The sequence below is a fragment of the Megasphaera sp. UBA4233 genome (assembly GCF_002395615.1).
In the GTDB taxonomy this organism is placed as follows: Bacteria; Bacillota; Negativicutes; order Veillonellales; family Megasphaeraceae; genus Megasphaera; species Megasphaera hexanoica.
The window spans coordinates 1-19,499 of record NZ_DGXL01000002.1 but is presented as its reverse complement, the minus strand read 5'-3'; the positions used below and the strand labels follow the sequence as shown (position 1 = coordinate 19,499).

At 48.4% G+C, this 19,499-nt stretch carries 14 protein-coding genes and 2 rRNA genes; 1 reads left to right on the top strand and 15 read right to left on the bottom strand.

All coding sequences use genetic code 11. From position 1 onward, the window contains the following. Positions 1 to 14: 14 nt before the first annotated feature. The 8 genes from arcC to B2U90_RS00200 form a co-directional block, all read right to left on the bottom strand. Positions 15 to 965: a carbamate kinase gene (gene arcC / locus B2U90_RS00235; RefSeq protein ID WP_059076421.1), complete on the bottom strand. Its 951-nt coding sequence runs from the start codon at positions 963 to 965 to the stop codon at positions 15 to 17. A gap of 192 nt (positions 966 to 1,157) precedes the next feature. Beyond that, positions 1,158 to 2,354 carry a knotted carbamoyltransferase YgeW gene (gene ygeW, locus B2U90_RS00230; RefSeq protein ID WP_059076420.1) on the bottom strand — a complete coding sequence of 399 codons (1,197 nt, stop codon included), beginning with the start codon at positions 2,352 to 2,354 and terminating at the stop codon, positions 1,158 to 1,160. Positions 2,355 to 2,412: 58 nt separating this feature from the next. Further along, positions 2,413 to 3,726 carry a YgeY family selenium metabolism-linked hydrolase gene (locus B2U90_RS00225; protein ID WP_200817445.1) on the bottom strand — a complete coding sequence of 438 codons (1,314 nt, stop codon included), beginning with the start codon at positions 3,724 to 3,726 and terminating at the stop codon, positions 2,413 to 2,415. A gap of 64 nt (positions 3,727 to 3,790) precedes the next feature. Next, entirely contained in the window at positions 3,791 to 4,999 is a 1,209-nt protein-coding gene (dpaL, locus tag B2U90_RS00220) for a diaminopropionate ammonia-lyase (RefSeq protein ID WP_292016792.1), read from the bottom strand. A 170-nt stretch (positions 5,000 to 5,169) separates the two neighbouring features. After that, a complete protein-coding gene (locus tag B2U90_RS00215) occupies positions 5,170 to 6,771 on the bottom strand; it encodes an N-acyl-D-amino-acid deacylase family protein (protein WP_292016791.1) in 1,602 nt (533 codons plus the stop codon). Next, positions 6,768 to 7,988 carry a YgeY family selenium metabolism-linked hydrolase gene (locus tag B2U90_RS00210; RefSeq protein ID WP_292016790.1) on the bottom strand — a complete coding sequence of 407 codons (1,221 nt, stop codon included), beginning with the start codon at positions 7,986 to 7,988 and terminating at the stop codon, positions 6,768 to 6,770. The genes B2U90_RS00215 and B2U90_RS00210 overlap by 4 nt, the downstream gene beginning before the upstream one ends. 372 nt (positions 7,989 to 8,360) lie before the next feature. Next, entirely contained in the window at positions 8,361 to 9,011 is a 651-nt protein-coding gene (locus B2U90_RS00205) for a helix-turn-helix transcriptional regulator (protein ID WP_292016789.1), read from the bottom strand. A 156-nt stretch (positions 9,012 to 9,167) separates the two neighbouring features. Further along, complete coding sequence (locus B2U90_RS00200) at positions 9,168 to 10,628, bottom strand: sodium:solute symporter family protein (protein WP_059076415.1); 1,461 nt, start codon at positions 10,626 to 10,628, stop codon at positions 9,168 to 9,170. 194 nt (positions 10,629 to 10,822) lie between these two features. Here B2U90_RS00200 and B2U90_RS00195 point away from each other — a divergent pair, with 194 nt between their 5' ends. Continuing rightward, entirely contained in the window at positions 10,823 to 11,134 is a 312-nt protein-coding gene (locus tag B2U90_RS00195; RefSeq protein ID WP_059076414.1) for a DUF6506 family protein, read from the top strand. A gap of 86 nt (positions 11,135 to 11,220) precedes the next feature. Here the strand turns inward: B2U90_RS00195 and larA are convergent, their stop codons facing one another. The 7 genes from larA to B2U90_RS00160 all read right to left on the bottom strand — a co-directional run. Further along, positions 11,221 to 12,504, bottom strand: a complete 1,284-nt coding sequence (gene larA / locus B2U90_RS00190) for a nickel-dependent lactate racemase (RefSeq protein ID WP_292016788.1) — start codon at positions 12,502 to 12,504, stop codon at positions 11,221 to 11,223. A 180-nt stretch (positions 12,505 to 12,684) separates the two neighbouring features. Further along, positions 12,685 to 14,106, bottom strand: coding sequence for an FAD-binding oxidoreductase (locus B2U90_RS00185; RefSeq protein WP_292016787.1), 1,422 nt, complete (start codon positions 14,104 to 14,106; stop codon positions 12,685 to 12,687). Between the two features lie 82 nt (positions 14,107 to 14,188). Then, entirely contained in the window at positions 14,189 to 15,724 is a 1,536-nt protein-coding gene (locus B2U90_RS00180) for an L-lactate permease (RefSeq protein ID WP_075581679.1), read from the bottom strand. A 427-nt stretch (positions 15,725 to 16,151) separates the two neighbouring features. Next, entirely contained in the window at positions 16,152 to 16,952 is an 801-nt protein-coding gene (gene proC / locus B2U90_RS00175) for a pyrroline-5-carboxylate reductase (RefSeq protein WP_075581680.1), read from the bottom strand. A 29-nt stretch (positions 16,953 to 16,981) separates the two neighbouring features. Beyond that, complete coding sequence (locus B2U90_RS00170; RefSeq protein ID WP_059076409.1) at positions 16,982 to 18,235, bottom strand: pyridoxal phosphate-dependent aminotransferase; 1,254 nt, start codon at positions 18,233 to 18,235, stop codon at positions 16,982 to 16,984. A 790-nt stretch (positions 18,236 to 19,025) separates the two neighbouring features. Then, positions 19,026 to 19,142 (bottom strand): 5S ribosomal RNA (gene rrf / locus B2U90_RS00165). Between the two features lie 61 nt (positions 19,143 to 19,203). Next, positions 19,204 to 19,499: ribosomal RNA gene (locus tag B2U90_RS00160) — 23S ribosomal RNA — on the bottom strand; the annotation flags it as partial.

Below are 19,499 nucleotides of genomic sequence, written 5' to 3'. Positions count from 1 at the left end.
ATAGTCCGCCCTCCTTATCCCATATGGATATGCGTACCCGTTTTTCCAAGGATGCCGTCTTTTGCCTTTTCCAAAAGAGTGATAAGGGCCGTACGACCTGGTTTGGATTCGGCAAAACGGACAGCCGCTTGTACTTTGGGCAGCATGGAACCAGGAGCAAACTGGCCTTCCTGTATATAGCGGCGCGCATCGGTTGTCGTCAGATCGTCCAGCCATTGTTCGTCCGGTTTTCCAAATTGGATTGCCACTTTTTCAACGGCTGTGAGGATAATCAGATAATCGGCATCAAGATTTTCTGCCATAAGTTCACTGGCAAAATCTTTATCGATGACGGCGCTGGCACCTTTCAGGTGATTTCCCCGGCACATGACAGGAATCCCGCCACCACCACAGGCAATGACGACCTGCCCCGATTCGACGAGAGTCCGGATTGCCCCAATTTCAATGATTTCCTGTGGCTGGGGAGAGGCAACGACGCGGCGGTAGCCGCGGCCGGCGTCTTCTTTCATGATATAACCGTAATGTTGTTCTGCGAAATCAGCCTGTTCTTTTGTCATAAAATGACCAATCGGTTTGGATGGATGCTCAAAGGCCGGATCCTTTTCGTCAACCCGTACCTGAGTCACCATAGTAGCAACCGGAATATCTTTGATTCCCCGGTTATGTAATTCTTCCCGTAAGGCATTCTGCAGGTCATAGCCAATATAAGCCTGGCTCATGGCGACACAGACTGACAGCGGCGTATTGGGCTGGGCCGGGTTTTCACGACTGAGTGCTGCCATGGCATTATTGATCATCCCGACCTGCGGGCCATTGCCATGAGATACAATGACTTCACAGTTTTCTTCAATAAGATCGACGATTGCCTTGGCTGTAATCTTGACAGCCTTCATCTGTTCGGGGAGCGTATTTCCCAGGGCATTGCCGCCCAGGGCGATGACGATCCGTTTCTTTTTCTGTTCCATATCGTTCCTTCCTTTATATATAAAAGTATCACACCGGTATATTCTTCACTTCCTATGGGGCCTCAGGCCTGAAGCGGAATTTGTACACTTCGCTTTACGCCTGATGCCCAATAGGACAGCCTGAAAAGACAGATGAGGTGCCGGTCCCGGATGGATCGGCACCTCATCAGGCTCACAAAGCAACAAACAGGCTTATTTCATTTTTCTCGGCGTATTGCGTTTTGCCAGTGCTTCCAACGTTTCTACAGGATTCTGGAATTTGGCAAGCATAATCATAGCGGCAATGATGTACGGTTTGTAACTGGCTTCTTTGTAAAGAGGATCGCGATAACGGTCGAATACGGACGCTTCGACTTCCCCATCTTTGCAGCTGACGCCATTGATATCGGCAGGCAGGCAGTGCAGATAGAGGGCCTTGCCGTCTTTGGTCGTCTTCATGAGGTCTTCCGTGCAGCACCAGTCTTTATGCTGTGCATTCTGGGCCAGCAGTTCTTTTTCCAGGGCATCGATACCGGCCTGATCTCCATCGGCATAGAGTTTCGTCCGTTTTTCCATGGCTTTGAAAGGAGCCCAGCTCTTGGGATATACGACATCGGCATCTTTGAATGCGTCGGCCATGTCATTGGTTACACGGAACGAACCGCCAGAAGCCTGGGCATTTTTCTTAGCCACTTCTTCTACTTCCGGCATGACTTCATAACCTTCCGGATGAGCCAGCACGACGTCCATGCCGAGACGGGTCATGAGGCCGATGACACCCTGCGGTACCGAAAGAGGTTTGCCATAGGACGGAGAGTACGCCCAGGTCATGGCAATTTTCTTGCCTTTCAGATTCTGGATACCGCCAAAGGTATTGATGATGTGGGCAGCATCTGCCATGCACTGCGTCGGATGATCGATATCACACTGGAGGTTGACCAGCGTCGGTTTCTGTTCGAGGATGCCGTCTTTATACCCCTGGGTAACGGATTTGACAACTTCTTCCTGATATGCATGGCCTTTGCCGATATACATATCATCACGGATGCCGATGACATCGGCCATGAAGGAAATCATATTAGCCGTTTCGCGGACGGTTTCGCCATGGGCAATCTGGCTCTTCTTTTCATCCAGATCCTGTACCTGCAGACCGAGGAAGTTGCAGGCCGAAGCAAAGGAGAAGCGGGTACGGGTCGAGTTATCGCGGAAAATAGAGATACCCAGGCCACTTTCAAACACGCGGGTCGAAATATTGTGCTGACGCATATAGCGAAGTGCATCGGCAAGGACCCAGACGGCTTTCAGTTCATCATCGGTTTTGTCCCAGGTAAGGAAAAAGTCGTTTTCATACATATCCTTGAAATTGAGGGCTTTAAGCTGGTCTAAATAATACTGTAAGTTCTTTTCCATAGTGATACTCTCCTTTTGGCAAATACTATAATAATAGACACTGTATAGTATACATCAATTAGTCTTTGGTATAGACACTGGGAAGGGCTGCATAAAGAGCGGCGCAAGTGACGAGATCCTGTTTCCATGTCTTTTCATTAGGCGCATGAGCCTGTGCTTCTGCGCCAGGGCCGAAGCCGATGACGGGGATGCCGTTGCGGCCCATAATGGTGACACCGTTCGTCGAGAAGGTCCATTTATCGGTCAGTGGGCGTGCTTTCCGTTCTGCTTCCGTTTCAGCCGATCCGATACGCGTCGTGCCGAAGAGGTTCGTATAGGCTTCTTCCATGGCTTTGGTCACCTTGTGGTCTTTAGGGATGACCCAGGTCGGGAAATAGCATTCAATAGGATAAGTCAGGCCCGTATAGCTCGGACGGGAGTATTCATACATGCTGACTTTGACATCATCACCGTATTTTTTGACGCTGGGCAGTGCCCGGATTTCATCGAGGCAGCTCTGCCATGTTTCACCAGCGGTCATGCGGCGGTCCAGCGATACGGCGCAGGAGTCAGCAACAGCACAGCGGCTTGGCGATGTGTAGAAAATCTGGGAGCACGTAACAGTGCCACGGCCGAGGAAATTAGCTTCTTCGTATTCAGGATTGTACTTTTTGTCGAGCATTTTGACCAGGCCTTTGATTTCTGTACTGTCAGCAGCGTCGTTTTCGTTGAGAGCCCGTACGTCCTGAAGGATATCGGCCATCTTATAGATAGCATTATCACCTCGTTCAGGAGCGCTGCCGTGGCAGGATACGCCCTGGACATCGATGCGGATTTCCATACGGCCCCGCTGACCGCGATAAATGCCGCCATCTGTCGGTTCAGTCGATACGACAAATTCCGGGCGGACGCCGTCTTCTTTGATGATATACTGCCAGCAGAGACCATCGCAGTCTTCTTCCTGTACAGTACCGGTAACGAGAACGGTGTATTTATCAGACAGGAGACCCAGGTCTTTCATGATACGGGCGCCATAGACAGCCGATACAATACCACCGCACTGGTCAGATGTACCACGGCCACCGATTTCCGTTTCCGTTTCAAAACCCTTGTACGGATCAAATTCCCAGTTGTCCTTGTTGCCAATGCCTACCGTATCGATATGAGCATCAAATGCGATGAGTGTCTTGCCGCTGCCCATGTAACCGAGGACATTGCCCATGGGGTCGATTTCTACTTTATCGAAATCAAGAGCCCGCATTTCCTGTGCTATCCGGTCGATATGAGCTTTTTCATCGCAGCTTTCACCGGGATACTGTACGATTTCCCGTAAGAATTTTGTCATGTTTTTTTCGTAGCCCTTTGCGGCTTCTTTGATTTTGCTGTAATCCAGTGCCATGTTGTACTGCTCCTTTTCATGAAAATATAGGTCTATCCTGTATACTATGTTTCACTCGTTATTTATCGAGGCCTTTCCAGACAATGTTTTTATACCGCTGTGGATCCGTATCACCTTCGGTGGAGAAGACCAGGACATTGGCTGTTTCATCCAGTCCCAGTTCTTTGCGGACATCGGCACAGTCATCGCTGGTCATGAGAACCGACAAAGCTCCAAAGGGAGCTGCGCCGGACTCACCGGATGTGATGGCCGGATCGCCTTTAATCGGGGCTCCCAGCATGCGCATCCCCTGGGCTGCCACCCAGTCAGGCGCTGCAACGAACATCTTGACGTGATTCTTGAGGATATCCCAGGAAATAGTATTGGGTTCCCCGCAGGCAAGCCCTGCCATAATGGTCTGCATGTCCCCATCGACGATGCGCGGTTTGCCATCACCGGCTGCGGCACCTTTGTAAAGGCAGGCCGCTGCTTCGGCTTCGACGACGACGAATACGGGCGGATTATCTTTATAGAGGTTGGAGAAGAATCCGACGACAGCACCGGCCAGCGAACCGACACCAGCCTGGACGAATACGTGGGTCGGCCGGTCTATTCCCTGTTCATTTAACTGCTGGGCAGCTTCCATGGCCATCGTGCCATAACCCTGCATGATCCACGAAGGGATTTCTTCATATCCGTCCCATGCCGTATCCTGTACGATGACGCCCCGCGGCGTTTCTGCCGCTTCTTTTGCAGCCTGACGTACACAGTCGTCGTAATTGAGATCAAGGATATCGACTTTGGCACCGAGTTTCCTGATATTTTCCAACCGGGTCTGTGTCGTCCCCTTCGGCATATGTACGACAGCGTTCTGACGCAGTTTATTCGCTGCCCAGGCTACGCCCCGGCCGTGATTTCCGTCTGTTGCCGTAAAGAACGTGGCCGTGCCAAATTCATCGTGGAGCTTATCTGATGTCAGTACATCGTAGGGCAGTTCCGATACATCTTTTCCCGTTTCTTTGGCAATATATTTTGCCATGGAATAGGACCCGCCCAATACTTTGAATGCGTTGAGGCCGAAACGGTACGATTCATCTTTGACGAAAAGAGAACCGAGGCCGAAATATGCAGCCATCTTAGGAAGTTTCGTCAGCGGCGTTTCCTTATACTGGGGAAAGCTCTGATGAAAGGTCCGTGCTTTTTTGACTTCTTCAACGGACATAATGGGAAGATTTTTATCTTCCGTCTTGGGCATGTGGTTCATGACCCATTTCATGGTATCTGCCATGGTATTCATCCTCCTTGTCGTGCTATCTGTTCCTGAAAGCCCATTTCTTTTACTAAAAATATTTTTGCTCATCAAAAAGTTTTTGTATACTTAGAAGTATATCATGATTTTCCATTTTTGCAAGATGTTAGCTAAATTTTTTTTAGGTTAAATATATTTTTTTGTCGCATTTAGACAATGTATCCATGATTTTTTATCAAGACCCGGCCTGACCGGGCATCCGTATGAGTACCGTGGTCCACAGTCAATGCGCCATTTACATAGACCTGCTCTATGCCTTCCGGAAATTGGACAGGTTCAGTAAAGGTCGCCCTGTCCCGGATAGTGCCGTCCTTAAAAATTATCAGGTCTGCTGCCTTTCCGGCGGCCAGCACGCCCCGGTCACGCAGGCGGAATGCCGATGCCGCTTTTCCTGTCATCTTGTGTATTGCTTCTTCCAGCGAAAAGACCGGATTTTCCCTTACATATTTACGCAGCACATAGGGAAACGCACCATACAGGCGTGGATGAGGATGACTGCCATACAGCCCGTCTGTACTCAGATTCATTTCCGGCCGTTTCATGAACTGCAATACGTGATTTTCCTGACAATAAAAATCAATCATCCGTACATCATTTTTTTCTTCATACAGTAAATCAAAGACTGCGTTATACGGATCTTTTCCCCGTTTTTCTCCCAGTTCAATGAGATTGAGGCCGACGGCATCCTGATTTCTTTCGCTCCCGACGCTGGAAACATAAATCTGGTCGGGACCGGCAAAATCGATGAAGTCATCCCAGCCGGGAATACCCTTCTGGATGTCAGCAATCATTTTCTGCCGCAGCGTCCGATCAGAGAGGCGCCGGAGTACGCAATCGGTACCGCCTTCCATGACCCACGGCGGCAGAATGGCGCTCATCATCGTACTGCCTGCCGTATAAGGCGTCTGGTCAAAACTGATATTTATCCCCTCGGCTTCAGCTTCATCGAGAAGGCGGAGTACCTGGGGGATATACTGCCAGTTTTTCCGGCCACAGACTTTAAAATGGGAAATATGAAGATGGACGCCGGACTGACGGGCAATGTCGATGATTTCTTTCATAGAGGCGACAATCGTATCAGCCTCGCTCCGCTGATGGACGACAAAGCATCCCTGGTACTCTGCCACGACCCGGCACATGGCGATGAGTTCTTCTTTCCCGCCATAAACGCAGGGAAGGTAAATGAGACCAGAAGACAGACCTACAGCGCCGCCTTCCATTTCTCTCCGAGTGATATCGGCCATCTTCTGCAATTCTGCATCTGATGGCTGCCGGTTTTCAAGTCCCATCGCTTCCATCCGGATATTGCCGTGTGGTACGAGATAGCATTCGTTGATTCCCGGCCGCGCAGCCCGTATCCGGTTCAGATACCCGGCTGTCGTATGGTAATGCCAGTCTATGCGCTCTGAATCCTCACCGATACCGGCCAGGTTATGGCGCCACGTCGCAATGTAAGTTTCCGGCAGGGGGGCTACGGATATGCCATCCTGTCCCAGGATTTCTGTCGTTACCCCCTGCATGACCTTTGGCAGGACGCGGCTGTCCTGCAGTACTTCGATATCACTGTGGCTGTGGGTATCAATGAATCCTGGCGCTACGATACACCCCGATGCATCAACACAGGACATTCCTTCAGACGGTTCGATGTGACCGATTGCCCCGATACGGTTCCCATCGATGAGAACATCCGCTTTATACCGTTCCGTTCCCGTACCATCTACAATAGTCCCATTTTGAATGAGAATACTCATACACATACGCCCCCTTTACCTGGCAGGAACCGTTCCTGCAACAGGGCCCCCATTACTGCCACATAGCAGGTAACAGCGCCGGTAAGCTGGGAAAGTTCTATGTATTCATCTACTGTATGAGCCAGGTCTTCCCGGCTGGGTCCCAGTCCGATTGTGGGAATGTGGGCTTCACCGGCATAGTGGCTGCCATTGGTGCAAAAGTTATACTGGCGGATAGCCGGTGTGAATCCGGCCTGTTTCATCGCGTCAGCTGCTGCCTGAACAAAGTCAGCCTGTTTATCGTACAGCCAACCCGGGAAAAAACGTTCTCCTTCTATATCTGCACCAGTATAGCACCGTTCTCTGCCTACGGCATAGGACAGGCGGTAAGACGCCTCTCCATCTTGTTCCATCAAGGTGTGGAGTGCCTGTTTCAGCGGTGCCAGGACGGATTCCTTTGTTTCCCCTGTCAGCAGACGACGGTCGTACGTAGCCCGGCAGTAATCGGGAACGACCGAAGCCCCGGGATAAGGTGAAGATTTGATATCAGTCAATTCCAGGATTCCTTTTCCCAGTACGGGATGAACGGGAGCCGGTACCTGCTGCAGACATGCAATAGCCTTACACATTTTGTATACAGCATTGACGCCTTTTTCCGGATTGGCAGAATGACAAGACTTCCCTTTTGATTCAAGGACAATTTCAGCCCGCCCGCGCTGGCCTACTTTAAGATCGAGGCCGGAAGCTTCTCCGATGATGACATAGTCGGGACGGATGGCCTGACTGATGGCGCGGGCTGCGACGCCTTCAAAGCATTCTTCATGAACGACGGCAGCGATATACAGGGTACCGGCAAACTTCTTTTTTGTCTGTCTGGCAAACTGTACTGCCCCGACCGTCATGGCGGCCAGTGCGCCTTTCATATCGCTGGCACCACGACCATACAGACGGTTTCCATGTATATCTCCGGCAAAGGGAGGGTAGGTCCAGGCTGTTTCATCTTCAACGGGAACCGTGTCGATATGGCCATCAAAGAGTACGACTGGTCCCGGCCGGTCTCCCTTGATAGAAGCCAGCGTATTCCCATAGTCATCTACCTGAATCGTATCAAATACACCTTGCTCTTTCATATACGTCTGCAGTACGAGACTAGCGCCTTTTTCCTGTCCGGACAAGCTTGGCTGGCGGATCAGTGCCTGACACAGTTTCCGGACTTCTTCACAAGATATGGTTTCCACGCCACATTCCTCCTTTATGTTATCAATGCAGCCAGGGGATATTCCCCTTTCTTCTTTGTTATGGTACGCATAATCTAACTTTTTGTCAATATTTTATATAAAAACTAAAAAACATTTTTGTATTTATCTTGACAAATATCTAAAAGATACGTATTATTATATGCACTACAGTAATACTATTTTAGAGAAGGATGATTTATATGAATACATTAGTGCAAAAAACAGGGCGGGCCGCCCGTCTGGCCATCCAGGCAATCTATACCATCAATCGTCTTCTGGCACTTCCAGCGACTCATCAGAACTAATGACATGTATCATGCCCAAAGGGGGCTGTCGCATACCGTACGGCATGTGACAGCCCCCTTTCTGTCCCTAAACGGGTGCATCATCATCATTACTGCTGTCAATATAACTGTACAGCGTATACTTGGAGATGCCAAAGTATTTGGAAATTCTATCCCCCGCTTTGGTAATCAGCAGGGCTCCATGGTCATTGAGGAATTTAATCGCCCGGATTTTATCATCGCGCGTCATGAGCGGCACAGGTTTTCCTACCTGACGGGTCGATTCTTCAATAAGTTCCTGCAGAAGTTCCGTTACATTGTGCGGAATACTGCCCGTTTCACCCTTCTGCGACGTAATAGATACCAGCGGGTTAATGGCATTGCTGACCATCATCAATTCAGTAATATCAAAATTGAGAGAAAAAATACCGATGATTTTCTGCTGTTCATCACGGATGTAAATAGTCGTCGATTTCAGGATACGCCCATCCTTTGTCTTTGTCAGGTAACTGCCATCGGTGTGCAGTTTTTCCGGTTTGCCGCTCAATGCCTCCAGAACAGCCATAGACGGACCATCTCCTACTTTCCGGTGCGTAACATGCCCATTTTCAATGGCAACAATGGAATGTTCCGCATTGTCCCCACTGAGGTCATGGACGACGACTTCACAGCTGGGCCCGAACTGCTGTGCAATACCCCGGGCTAATTGTTTCAAAAAAGTAAGCATATTTTCTTTCATCGGTCAACGACTCCGTTTCCTAATATACACGAGCAAAAATTTGTTTTTCAGTCATGACAAATTTTCATTATCACCTTAATTTACTATACCATATTCTGCTCCGTAAAAGCAAAGTAAAATCGCATAAAACCGAAAAAGAACTACTTTACAGCCGAATCAGGATTCGTGTTCATCATAAGCCAGTTCTGTCGTTTTTTCTTTCGGCGGCATCAATTTGGAGAAAATGATAAATGCTATGAAGCTCACAACCAGACCCGGCAGGATAGGCTGGCCGAACTTAATACCAAAAATGACACCGTGGGTAAACTGTTCCAGATACACGACGACAATCGTACCGGCAATAAGTGATGCCATCGTCCCTGCAAGAGATGCGCCTTTCCAGTATAAACCGATGACATATGGGAAGAAAGCACCGGCTGCACGGAGCGAGAAGGAAAACATAAGAATCGTAATAATGCTCGATGTATTGAATAATGCAACGAGCAGGGAAAGCAATCCTGCCAGGACCATGACAATCTTGGCAACTTTCATAACCTCTTCATCGGTCGCTTCCGTTTTAATGTACTGGCGATAAATATCATTGGCAAAAATAGATCCGGCTCCCAGAAGGTCCGAACTGGCACTGGACATCGTTGCCGAAATGACACCAGCAAAGAGGATGCCACAAACGAGAGGCGGCATAGCCGCTACGGCCAGAACCGGCAGGGCATAGCGTGAACCGACACTTTGGAACTGGGTCGCATCAAAGATGCCCATATTAATGAGAGCCAATACGATGACGCCCAGTGTCGCCGGAATAAATCCATAGATGAAATTGATGATAGCAGCCATGACAGACCCTTTCTGGGCAGTCCGCCCGTCACGGGCTGCATAATACCGTGATACTGCTTCTTGTCCTACCGTAAAGGTAGTAATATACATGACAGTCAGGGCAATGACATCGATGACACTGTAACCGGAAAAGAGATCCAGTGATTCTGCCGGTACATTGGCTACGACATTATCCCATCCTCCTGCCAGATTGAGAGCGTAAGGAAGAGCTACGGCCATACCAAATACGATGAAAAAGACCTGTACAAAATCGGTAAGCGTAACAGACCAGAGACCTCCCATGACAGAATAAATCGTAACGATGACACAAATAGCGATGACGGAGACTTTAAAGCTGATACCCATCATCGTCGAGAGAATGACGGCTGATGCAATCATTTGCCCTGCCGTCAGGCCAATAAGGGGCAGAAACATGACGATAGCCGTAATGATGCCCGGAAGCCGGCCATAGCGGCGGCGGAAATATTCCGGTACGGTCTTGACTGTCGATGCCCGGAATTTTGGAGCCAGGAAAGTCAGGATGACAAAGGCGAAACCCATGGCAATGACATACCAGGCCGCGCTGATACCGTATTTTCCCATGCCCTGCTGGACAACGCCCAGCGAACTGCCACCACCGATTTCCGTGGCAGCCAGCGTCCCTGCCATCAGAATGGGTCCCAGACGGCGGCCGGCAACCATAAAGTCCGCATTGCCGGAAATCATGTGCTTGGAGTACCAGCCGATGAAAAGCATAAATGCCATGTATGCGATGACAACGGCGGCTACAATAATAGATCCACTCATACAAATCCCTCCTTAATGATATGATAGTAACAAGTAGTGGTTATGTTTTTATCATATCTACAAACTAAATTTTTGTCAATTATTCAAAATATTTTTCATCTCCCGCCGCCTTTCTTTTATGACCGATGCATCTTGCATTTCTTCTTTCTCTTTCGTATGATATACCTATCAATATGAAAAGGAGACGATATGGTATGAGTTATCAGGCAGCATTCATGTATATTGCCCCGGGAAATGATCCGGAAAAGCAGAAAGCCGTCATCCCTGGACCCGGTCTCGACCTGACCGTAGTCGGTGTCAAATCCTATGAAGAAGCCGTCAAAGAAGCAAAAAAACTGGTAGAAAACGGAGTAGGTGCCATTGAATTATGCGGTGGCTTCGGCGTAGAAGGGACGGCCATGATCAAGCAGGCCGTTGCCGGCAAGGCCTCAATCGGCGTCGTCCGCTTCGATATCCATCCTGGCATGGGCAATAAGAGCGGTGATTCATTTTTCATCAAGAAATAACAATACAGTGGCAAGCAATACATAGTATTAAAAAAGCGGTGTGTACAAATCATTGTACACACCGCTGTGTTTATGTCATTCTATTGTTACTTGACAATAACCGACACGCCATCGGGAATGACCGTAACTTTCGGGTCAGCCACACCTTTTGCCGCCAGAAGCTTCTTCGCCATAGCAAAGGCTTCGTCAATATTCGCCGCATATTTCAGATGCATAGCTTCTACCATATCTTTAGGGGCATCGGTTACCATTATGATATCAAAATGGAGCAATAAACGCAATAGTATCTGCGATTCCCACTGGTCAAAGATCGTTTCATTCCGATCGCGGGCCAGGATTTCATCCATGGCCTTCTGCAGATCATCGGCCTGTTTCAGCGTATTGAAGAAATCTTCACCGCCGTGTCCGTCACTGCAGCTGGAGCAGTCGATAATGACGCCGCCATCTTTACAGGTTGCTTCTGCCGCCGTCATGCCTTTGACAGACTGGTAGATATTCTGATCGAGAGGATAACCGCCATTCGTCGTTACGACAATATCAGCCGGAACCGGTTTGACACCGGCCAGTTTCATTTCAAATTCTACCCCTTTATAATGGGCCTCTTCCCGGTCACCGGCAAAGGCGGCGATGACTTTTTTATCGGCATCGATGACGACGTTGCAGATAAATGCCAGTTTAGCCGCTTTAGCTGCATAAAGCATATCTTTATGGATGGGATTGCCTTCGAGAATGCCTGTACGGGCATAGGGGCTGTTAATGAATTCCGAGCAGTGGTTAGCCAGGACCGTAATCTTGCTGGCAATACCTGGCAGAACAGATTTCCGGCCACCGGACATGCCGGCAAAGAAATGCGGTTCGATGAATCCTTCTGAAATCAGGAGATCCGTATTAACGGCCGCCTTATTAATCAGGCATTCTCCACCGGAAGGCAGCGTACCGATGCTGACCATGTCGTCGTCATTACGGCTGACGTGAATGATGAACTTTTCCTTTTCAGCGATTTCTTTTCCGTATTTGGCAACCAGTTCTTCATGAGTAGTCGGACGATGCATCCCTGTTGCAACCAGAATGGTAATATCAATATCCGGATTGCCCTTGCGCAATTCTGCCAGCAGCTGTGGCATGATGACATGGCTCGGTACCGGACGGGTATGGTCACTGGAAATAATGGTACACGTCTTTTTCCCTTTGGCCAGTTCGCTCAGACGAGGACTGCCAATCGGATTAGCCAGTGCATCCGCAACGAGTTCTTCTTCTGATTTGGGCGCTTTATATTCATGGGCATGCGAAAGCAGTACACCTGCTACTTGTTCATCAGGCAGTTCAAAATAAATATGTCCCTTACCAAAAGGGATGGAAAATTTCTGCATATATATCCCAGCCTTTCTGTGTTATGAACGAAACATGACGCCTTACCACATATTCTGCCCGGTACAGCAAAGAGGCTGTCACTACAAGAACAGCCTCTTTACATCAACAGAGTATCAGATTTCAGACGATACATTCAAAGAATTCTGCATCTTTTTCGGCTGTACCGGCAGACGGTATGATTATTCTTCTACAGGAACTTCGTCGTTAATGCTGATTACTTTGCCCGGATTCATGATATTCTTCGGATCCAGTGCTTTCTTCACGGCTTTCATCAGTTTGACTTCTACAGGGTTCGTGTATTTTTCAAGGAGAGCCTCCCGTTTATAGCCAATGCCGTGTTCACCGGAGAGGCGGCCACCCAGGCTGTATACGAGAGCGTAGATTTCGCCCTGGATCTTCGGCAGCATTTCTTCCCATTCTTCCTGAGTGCGGTCATCTTTCAGGATATCAATATGGACGTTGCCATCGCCGCAGTGGCCGGCGCAGTGCATAGCGACATCGTATTTTTCGGAAAGGCGGGAAATCTGCTGTACAGCGCCAGGGATTTCTGTCATGGGAACGACGATATCTTCCATGGAGAATACGAGGCTGCGGGCACGGTCGGCTTCCAGATATGCTTTACGGGATTTCCAGATAACTTTCGGGTCAGCGACGAGGGAGTCGATGGCTTTATTTTCTTCTGCAATTTCAACGATTTTTTCTGTCTGTTCATCGAGAACGTCTTCATTGTCACCGGCAATCTGAATGATGATATAGTTACCATTGTCAGAATGAGGCAGTTTTTCATCGAGGAATACTTCTACCTGTTTAATAGAGGCATTGTCCATGAATTCTACGCAGACCGGAGTAATACCGGCATTCATGACTTTCGGTGTCAGGGCGATAGCATCGTCGAGATTGTCGAATATGAGCAGCAGGTCAGCCTGATATTTAGGCAGGGAAACGAGTTTCAGATAAATCTTGGTAATGATGCCCAGCGTCCCTTCAGAACCGATATAGAGGTGCATGAGCATATAACCCGTTGCATTTTTACGGAATTTACCGCCCAGTGTGACTACTTCGCCCTGCGGGGTAACGACTTCAATGCCCATGACCTGGTCACGGGTTACACCGTATTTAACGGCCCGGTTGCCGCCGGCATTGGTTGCTACGTTACCGCCGATGAAGCAGGAGTCCCCGCTGCAAGGGTCGCCGCCATAAAACAGGCCTTCTTTTTGTACTTCTTCCTGCAAGACAGCCGTCGTAACGCCCGGTTCTGTGACGCATACCATGTTCTGTTTATCGATTTCAAGGATTTTGTTCATCCGTTCGATAGAGATGATGACACCGCCGAATGTGGCGACGGCACCGGCAGCCAGGCCTGTACCAGCAGCACGGGGAACCATGACCGTGTCGTTGTCATAGCAGAGCTTTACGACTTTGGCTACTTCTTCCGTATTAGCCGGCAGGACGACGACCTGCGGTTCTCTCATATAATGAGGATCCGTTACTTCGTCATGGGAATACGGTTCCAGTTTGTCTTTATCGGTATATACATACTTTTCACCAACGATAGCCTTTAACTGTTCAATAAGTTCCGGTGTAACAATACCTTTAGCCATAATAAAATTCCTCCTCTAAATACAAAACACTTTACATGTTGTATAAAACCGGCAGAAAACCGGTGCATAGCCACTAATTACATTACAAAGTCAGGAAACTGGGGATGATAAATGTCAGGATACCGGCAATGACCAGCAGACACAGGCAGTATCCGGCTGTCCCGCGCATAATTTCCCCTTCTTTTCCTTCTGCCAGAGCTCCGACAGCACCGACGCCGAGAGCAATGCTCTGGGGTGACAGCATCTTGCCTATACAACCACCAAGCGAGCTGGCACCGGCCATCCATGCCGGGCTCATGTCCAGAGTAGACGCAACAGAAGTCTGGAGCGGTCCGAATAGTACGTTGGCATTGGTGCAGGATCCGGTAATGAAAGCACCGATAGCACCCACAAAGGGAGCAAATACAGGATATGCATTGCCTGTCGCAAAGACCAAAGCATCGGCAATCTCCTTAGTCATACCGGAATACGTCATGACCTTGGCTACGATAACGACAGTGATAATCGTCAGGAATGTATATCTCAGGCCGACAAAGTTATCAACAAATACGCTCCATATCTTTCCAAAAGAAGCCCCCTGGATTTTACCACCAATGATAGACGCAATCAAAATCATGATACCTGGCGTTGCCACCCAGACGAATGTATACGGTTTGGCACCAGCACCGGCATAGATAGGAACAGATGTCTTGATGGAAGCCAACGGACCGTTGATGAACGGAATGAGTTTGGATGTAAACACGAGGAGCACGAAAATCAAAATGAAAATCATTGCCGCCCGGACACCTTCGCCGAAGGAAACAGGCTGGATATCTTCTGTCTTTACATCCAGTTTATAGTCGGGATCATCGATCTTGACGGCCCGGGAATACAGTACGATGACCGCCATGATAATTACAGAAGACACCATGACCGGGAGCTCTGCCCCGATAGTCATAGAAATCAGCAATTCAGGGATTGCCAGTGCCAGGCCGGAAAGCAGTGTGATAATGCCGACACCTTTCAGGGCTTTCACCCCGCCACCGATGCAGATGACCATTAAAAACGGGGCAATCAGATCGGGAATAAAGGATACAACCGAAACGTTCGTTGCCAGCGTGACGGCATCGATGCCGGTTATAGCAGCCATTGTCGATGTCGGAATGCCAATAGAGCCAAAAGATGGTGCTACGGCATTAGAAATAAGGCAGGCAATGATCGTCCGTATGGGCGGATATCCCAGAGCAACCAGCATAGCCGCCGGGATAGCTACGGCCGTACCAAATCCGGCCATCCCTTCCATGAAAGTCCCAAAGCCCCAGGCAATGAGCAGAAACAGCACACGTTTATCTTCACTAACCGTAGTCAGCATCTGCTTAATTGTATCAAAACTGCCTGTAGCAACTGTCAGTTTATAAGCAAATAAAGCCATAATGATGACAAGTAAAATCGGCCACACCGCCAGGGCTACCCCTTCCAGTGCCGCAGAAACAGCAATGCCCACAGGCATATCAAAGGCAAAGACAGCAATGACAAATGCAATGATTGCCGCAATCGGGCACGCTTTCCACCCAGCCATCTTCAAAAATCCCAATGCTACAATCAGAAATAGTATCGGGAGCAAAGCAAGCAGAACCATTCAAACCACCCTTTCATCAAACACCATGTTTCATGCCCCTAACAGGCAGGTGGCTCATTCATAGCCAGAATCATGAATAAGACCAGTTCTTTTGTGATTATCTCCGGAGTCAATCTCATGATTTAATTATACAACGGAGACGCAGGTAAGTAAATTACATTTATACATATAATCTATATGTATTTCACAACGTATCAATGCCTAAATTGATAATTCTGCATGATTGTTTTATTAATTTAATTTATTATATATTTTTTTTAATATTATTAATGTCGTTCAACAATTCACATACATGCTATGATTTTTTATAATACCTAAATGGAATTATGTGTTATTCCGTTTAGGTATATAACATAAAAATAACCGGTTTACAAAACACATTTTGTAAACCGGTTGTCCTATATGCGGTGTTAACGTTTAACTTTAACTACAAGTTCTTGTTTTTTTCAGCAGACGCAATAACGGCATTCATCGCCGCAGCACGGAACCCACTTTCTTCCAGAACGCGTACAGCTTCGATAGTCGTACCGCCGGGAGAACAGACATCATCTTTCAGCTTGCCCGGATGTTCCCCTGTTTCAAGGACCATCTTTGCCGCTCCCAGAACAGTCTGCGCGGCAAAAGTATATGCCATAGGCCGGAACATTCCTTCCCGCACCCCGGCATCAGCCAGCGCTTCAATGAACATATACACAAAAGCCGGACCACTCCCGCTCAGGCCACAGACAGCATCGATAAGCCGTTCTTCCACGACTTCGGCCTTGCCGAAACTGCGGAAAATAGCGACGGAATCATCCTTTTCATCATCTGTTACAGCTTCATTAAAACAAAGGGCCGCCATACCTTCTCCTACCATAGAAGGCGTGTTTGGCATGACGCGGACGATTTTTGTTCCTGCCGGCATGGCATCAGCCAGGCGCTGCAGGGTAAGGCCGGCAGCGATGGAAATCATCACTTTGTCCGGTGTTACTGCCTGATAAATGTCCTTCAGGACACCGGGCATGATAAACGGCTTGACCGCCAGGATGACCGCCTGGGACTGCTGCACTAATCCGGCAGCCGAATCAACGACAGCGGCACCGGTTTCATCAGCCAGGCGCTGGGCCTTTTCCGTATGGATATTGTACAATATGAGCTGTTTCCCTTCGATCAGGCCGGACCGGACCAGCCCCATAGCAATGGCCCGTCCCATATTCCCTGTCCCGATAATGCCGATTGTTTCAAACATAGGATATCCCTCCCCTATACAGCAAACGATTACTGCACAATGCCAGCTGCATCGACGGCCGCCTTTACCTTGGCTGCCAGACCGGCAATCTTCTTTTTGGATACAGAGCAGACGGCCAGGCGGATACCTTTTTTCAGCGGAACAAGGTAAATATGTTCTTTTTCAAGGGCGGCACATACCTTATCCGAACCAATCATGGGAATAGTAATGAAGAAACCTGACAGATATGGCAGGATTTTCAGACCACAGTCAGCCGCTTCTTTCATAAATATGTCTGCCCGTTCTTTAATCATCTGGAAATACTGTGCCCGTTCTGCATCAAGGCGGGCTACTTTTTCCGGATCTTTCGTAATTTCTATCATCGTCCACATAGCAGAGCTGGTCGGATTGGACCAGGTAGCACGGGCGGTGTACTTATTAATAGCCGTAAATTCATCAGCTACGTCTTCACTGGAGGTGATTCCGATCATCGCACCCATACGCTGGCCATACAGGGTAAAGCCCTTAGAACAGGTATATGCGACGATAGGAAGGATATTAGCCGGCAGATTCCCAAACTTTTTGAAGAAACGGCGGCATTCCTGTTTTTCCCCACTGTAGTCGAGATACGCTACATCAGAAACGAGGATAATATTTTTATCTTTTCCTTCGACAGCTGATTTAATAAAAGAAAGGACGGCATCCCATTCATCCAGATTCAGTCCGAATCCTGTAGGATTATTGGCAGGAGAATTAAGGATAATGACTGTATTATGCTGTTTATTGACGAGGTCCTGCAGATTTTCAGAAAAACTCTTCATATTGAATTTTCCATCATCCGTCAGCAGTTCAAATTCGCGGAGGACGCGGTTGTCGTCACGGATAATATTGCGGTATGCTCCCCAACACCAATCTGTCGTGAGTACTTCATCACCCGGTTCAGAATAGTTGTGAACTGCCGTATGGATAGCGCCGGAGCCGCCAGGTGTGGCAATAGCGCGGATATACCCTTCCGGGCGGGAATCACAGAAGCACTGGTCGATAGCCGCATCGAGATATTCCGGGAAGCCCGGAATCGGTGCATAGGCTACAATCTGATTTGGTGTCAGTTGTTTCAATGTATCCTTTACAATCTGCAGTACGACGAGATCGCCATTTTCATCAATAATGGAACCAATCGTACCGTTTATGACAGCATCAGCCCCATTTTTCTTGACATCTTCTGTGCAACGTGCCGCAGCGGCCATAATAGCATCAGCAGCAAACTTACCTTTTGCATGATTAGCAGCAACACTCATACCCATGTAAAATCAACTCCCCTTTTTTAGTTACCTATTCATTTATACCACATATGCATGGGACTGACAAGAAAAGGGTAACCGTTTTACATATGTATTTTGAATACAAAAGAATATAAGCCCTGCTGTTCATGGTATACTATACGTAGTAAAAGATTAACAGGAACTATGACGAATATAAGGGGAATGCTCTATATATCTGATAAAAACCATATGAAAAGGAGTATCCTGCCATGAAACAATGTCATCCTATACTACGCATGTTATTTTCCCTGATGGTCCTATGTATAGTCTGTGTATCATCCCAAGCCGCCACGACAGCCCAGGACCAGGTATGGTGTCGCGATGTCTATGCCGAGCGACAGGAAAAGGAAGAAATAATCATCAGTGCAGAAGATTCCCTTCCTCATTCCTTTTATGGCATAAAAATAGGAGATAAAAAAAATACAGTTCTCCCAGCACTCAGGCCTGCGTTTTCATTTATGTATGAATTAAAGGAAATCGGCCATGCTTATCTTCTGTCCGATAAAGTATATCCAGATTATTATCTGACCGTCCTCTTTGACGAGCAGGATCAGGTATGGATGATACAATATCAAAGAAACTATAAATACGAATTAGCATAGCCGCAGAAAGGGTAGCCGTTAGCATGCAGCAGCCAGCGTCTATCCACTAGCAGGCAGCCATCTAATGAACAGGACACCAGTCGTATTGGGCTGGTGTCCTGTTTTCTTCACTTCCCACTAATCACGAACCATAAAAAAAAGCACTAGCATAAGCTAGTGCTTTTTCCCACAATCAGCGGCTTCCTATCCTCCCAGGGGGCCTCCCCCCAAGTACTTTCGGCGTTTGCGGGCTTAACTGCTGTGTTCGGCATGGGAACAGGTGGATCCCCGCAGCTATCGCCACTGAATTCTCTTGTCAGGGCCGTGCCCTGACAACTGTATAGAAAACGTATTCCTTACCTTACCTTTTAAGTCAAGTCCTCGGTCTATTAGTACCGGTCCGCTCCGTACATCGCTGTACTTCCACTCCCGGCCTATCTACCACATCGTCTCTGTGGGACCTTACTTACTTGCGTAATGAGAAACCTCATCTCTAGGCTGGTTTCACGCTTAGATGCTTTCAGCGTTTATCCGTCCCCGACGTAGCTACCCAGCTGCACAACTGGCGTCATGACTGGTACACCATTGGTCGGTCCACTCCGGTCCTCTCGTACTAGGAGCAGCCCCTTTCAAGTTTCTTCCGCCCGCGATGGATAGGGACCGAA

Bases quoted from the DNA above. Each gene is read 5' to 3' on its own strand.
- arcC (WP_059076421.1), bottom strand. From the start codon at position 965: ATGGAACAGAAAAAGAAACGGATCGTCATCGCCCTGGGCGGCAATGCC.
- ygeW (WP_059076420.1), bottom strand. From the start codon at position 2,354: ATGGAAAAGAACTTACAGTATTATTTAGACCAGCTTAAAGCCCTCAAT.
- dpaL (WP_292016792.1), bottom strand. From the start codon at position 4,999: ATGGCAGATACCATGAAATGGGTCATGAACCACATGCCCAAGACGGAA.
- B2U90_RS00215 (WP_292016791.1), bottom strand. From the start codon at position 6,771: ATGAGTATTCTCATTCAAAATGGGACTATTGTAGATGGTACGGGAACG.
- B2U90_RS00205 (WP_292016789.1), bottom strand. From the start codon at position 9,011: ATGAAAGAAAATATGCTTACTTTTTTGAAACAATTAGCCCGGGGTATT.
- B2U90_RS00200 (WP_059076415.1), bottom strand. From the start codon at position 10,628: ATGAGTGGATCTATTATTGTAGCCGCCGTTGTCATCGCATACATGGCA.
- B2U90_RS00195 (WP_059076414.1), top strand. From the start codon at position 10,823: ATGAGTTATCAGGCAGCATTCATGTATATTGCCCCGGGAAATGATCCG.
- larA (WP_292016788.1), bottom strand. From the start codon at position 12,504: ATGCAGAAATTTTCCATCCCTTTTGGTAAGGGACATATTTATTTTGAA.
- B2U90_RS00185 (WP_292016787.1), bottom strand. From the start codon at position 14,106: ATGGCTAAAGGTATTGTTACACCGGAACTTATTGAACAGTTAAAGGCT.
- B2U90_RS00180 (WP_075581679.1), bottom strand. From the start codon at position 15,724: ATGGTTCTGCTTGCTTTGCTCCCGATACTATTTCTGATTGTAGCATTG.
- proC (WP_075581680.1), bottom strand. From the start codon at position 16,952: ATGTTTGAAACAATCGGCATTATCGGGACAGGGAATATGGGACGGGCC.
- B2U90_RS00170 (WP_059076409.1), bottom strand. From the start codon at position 18,235: ATGGGTATGAGTGTTGCTGCTAATCATGCAAAAGGTAAGTTTGCTGCT.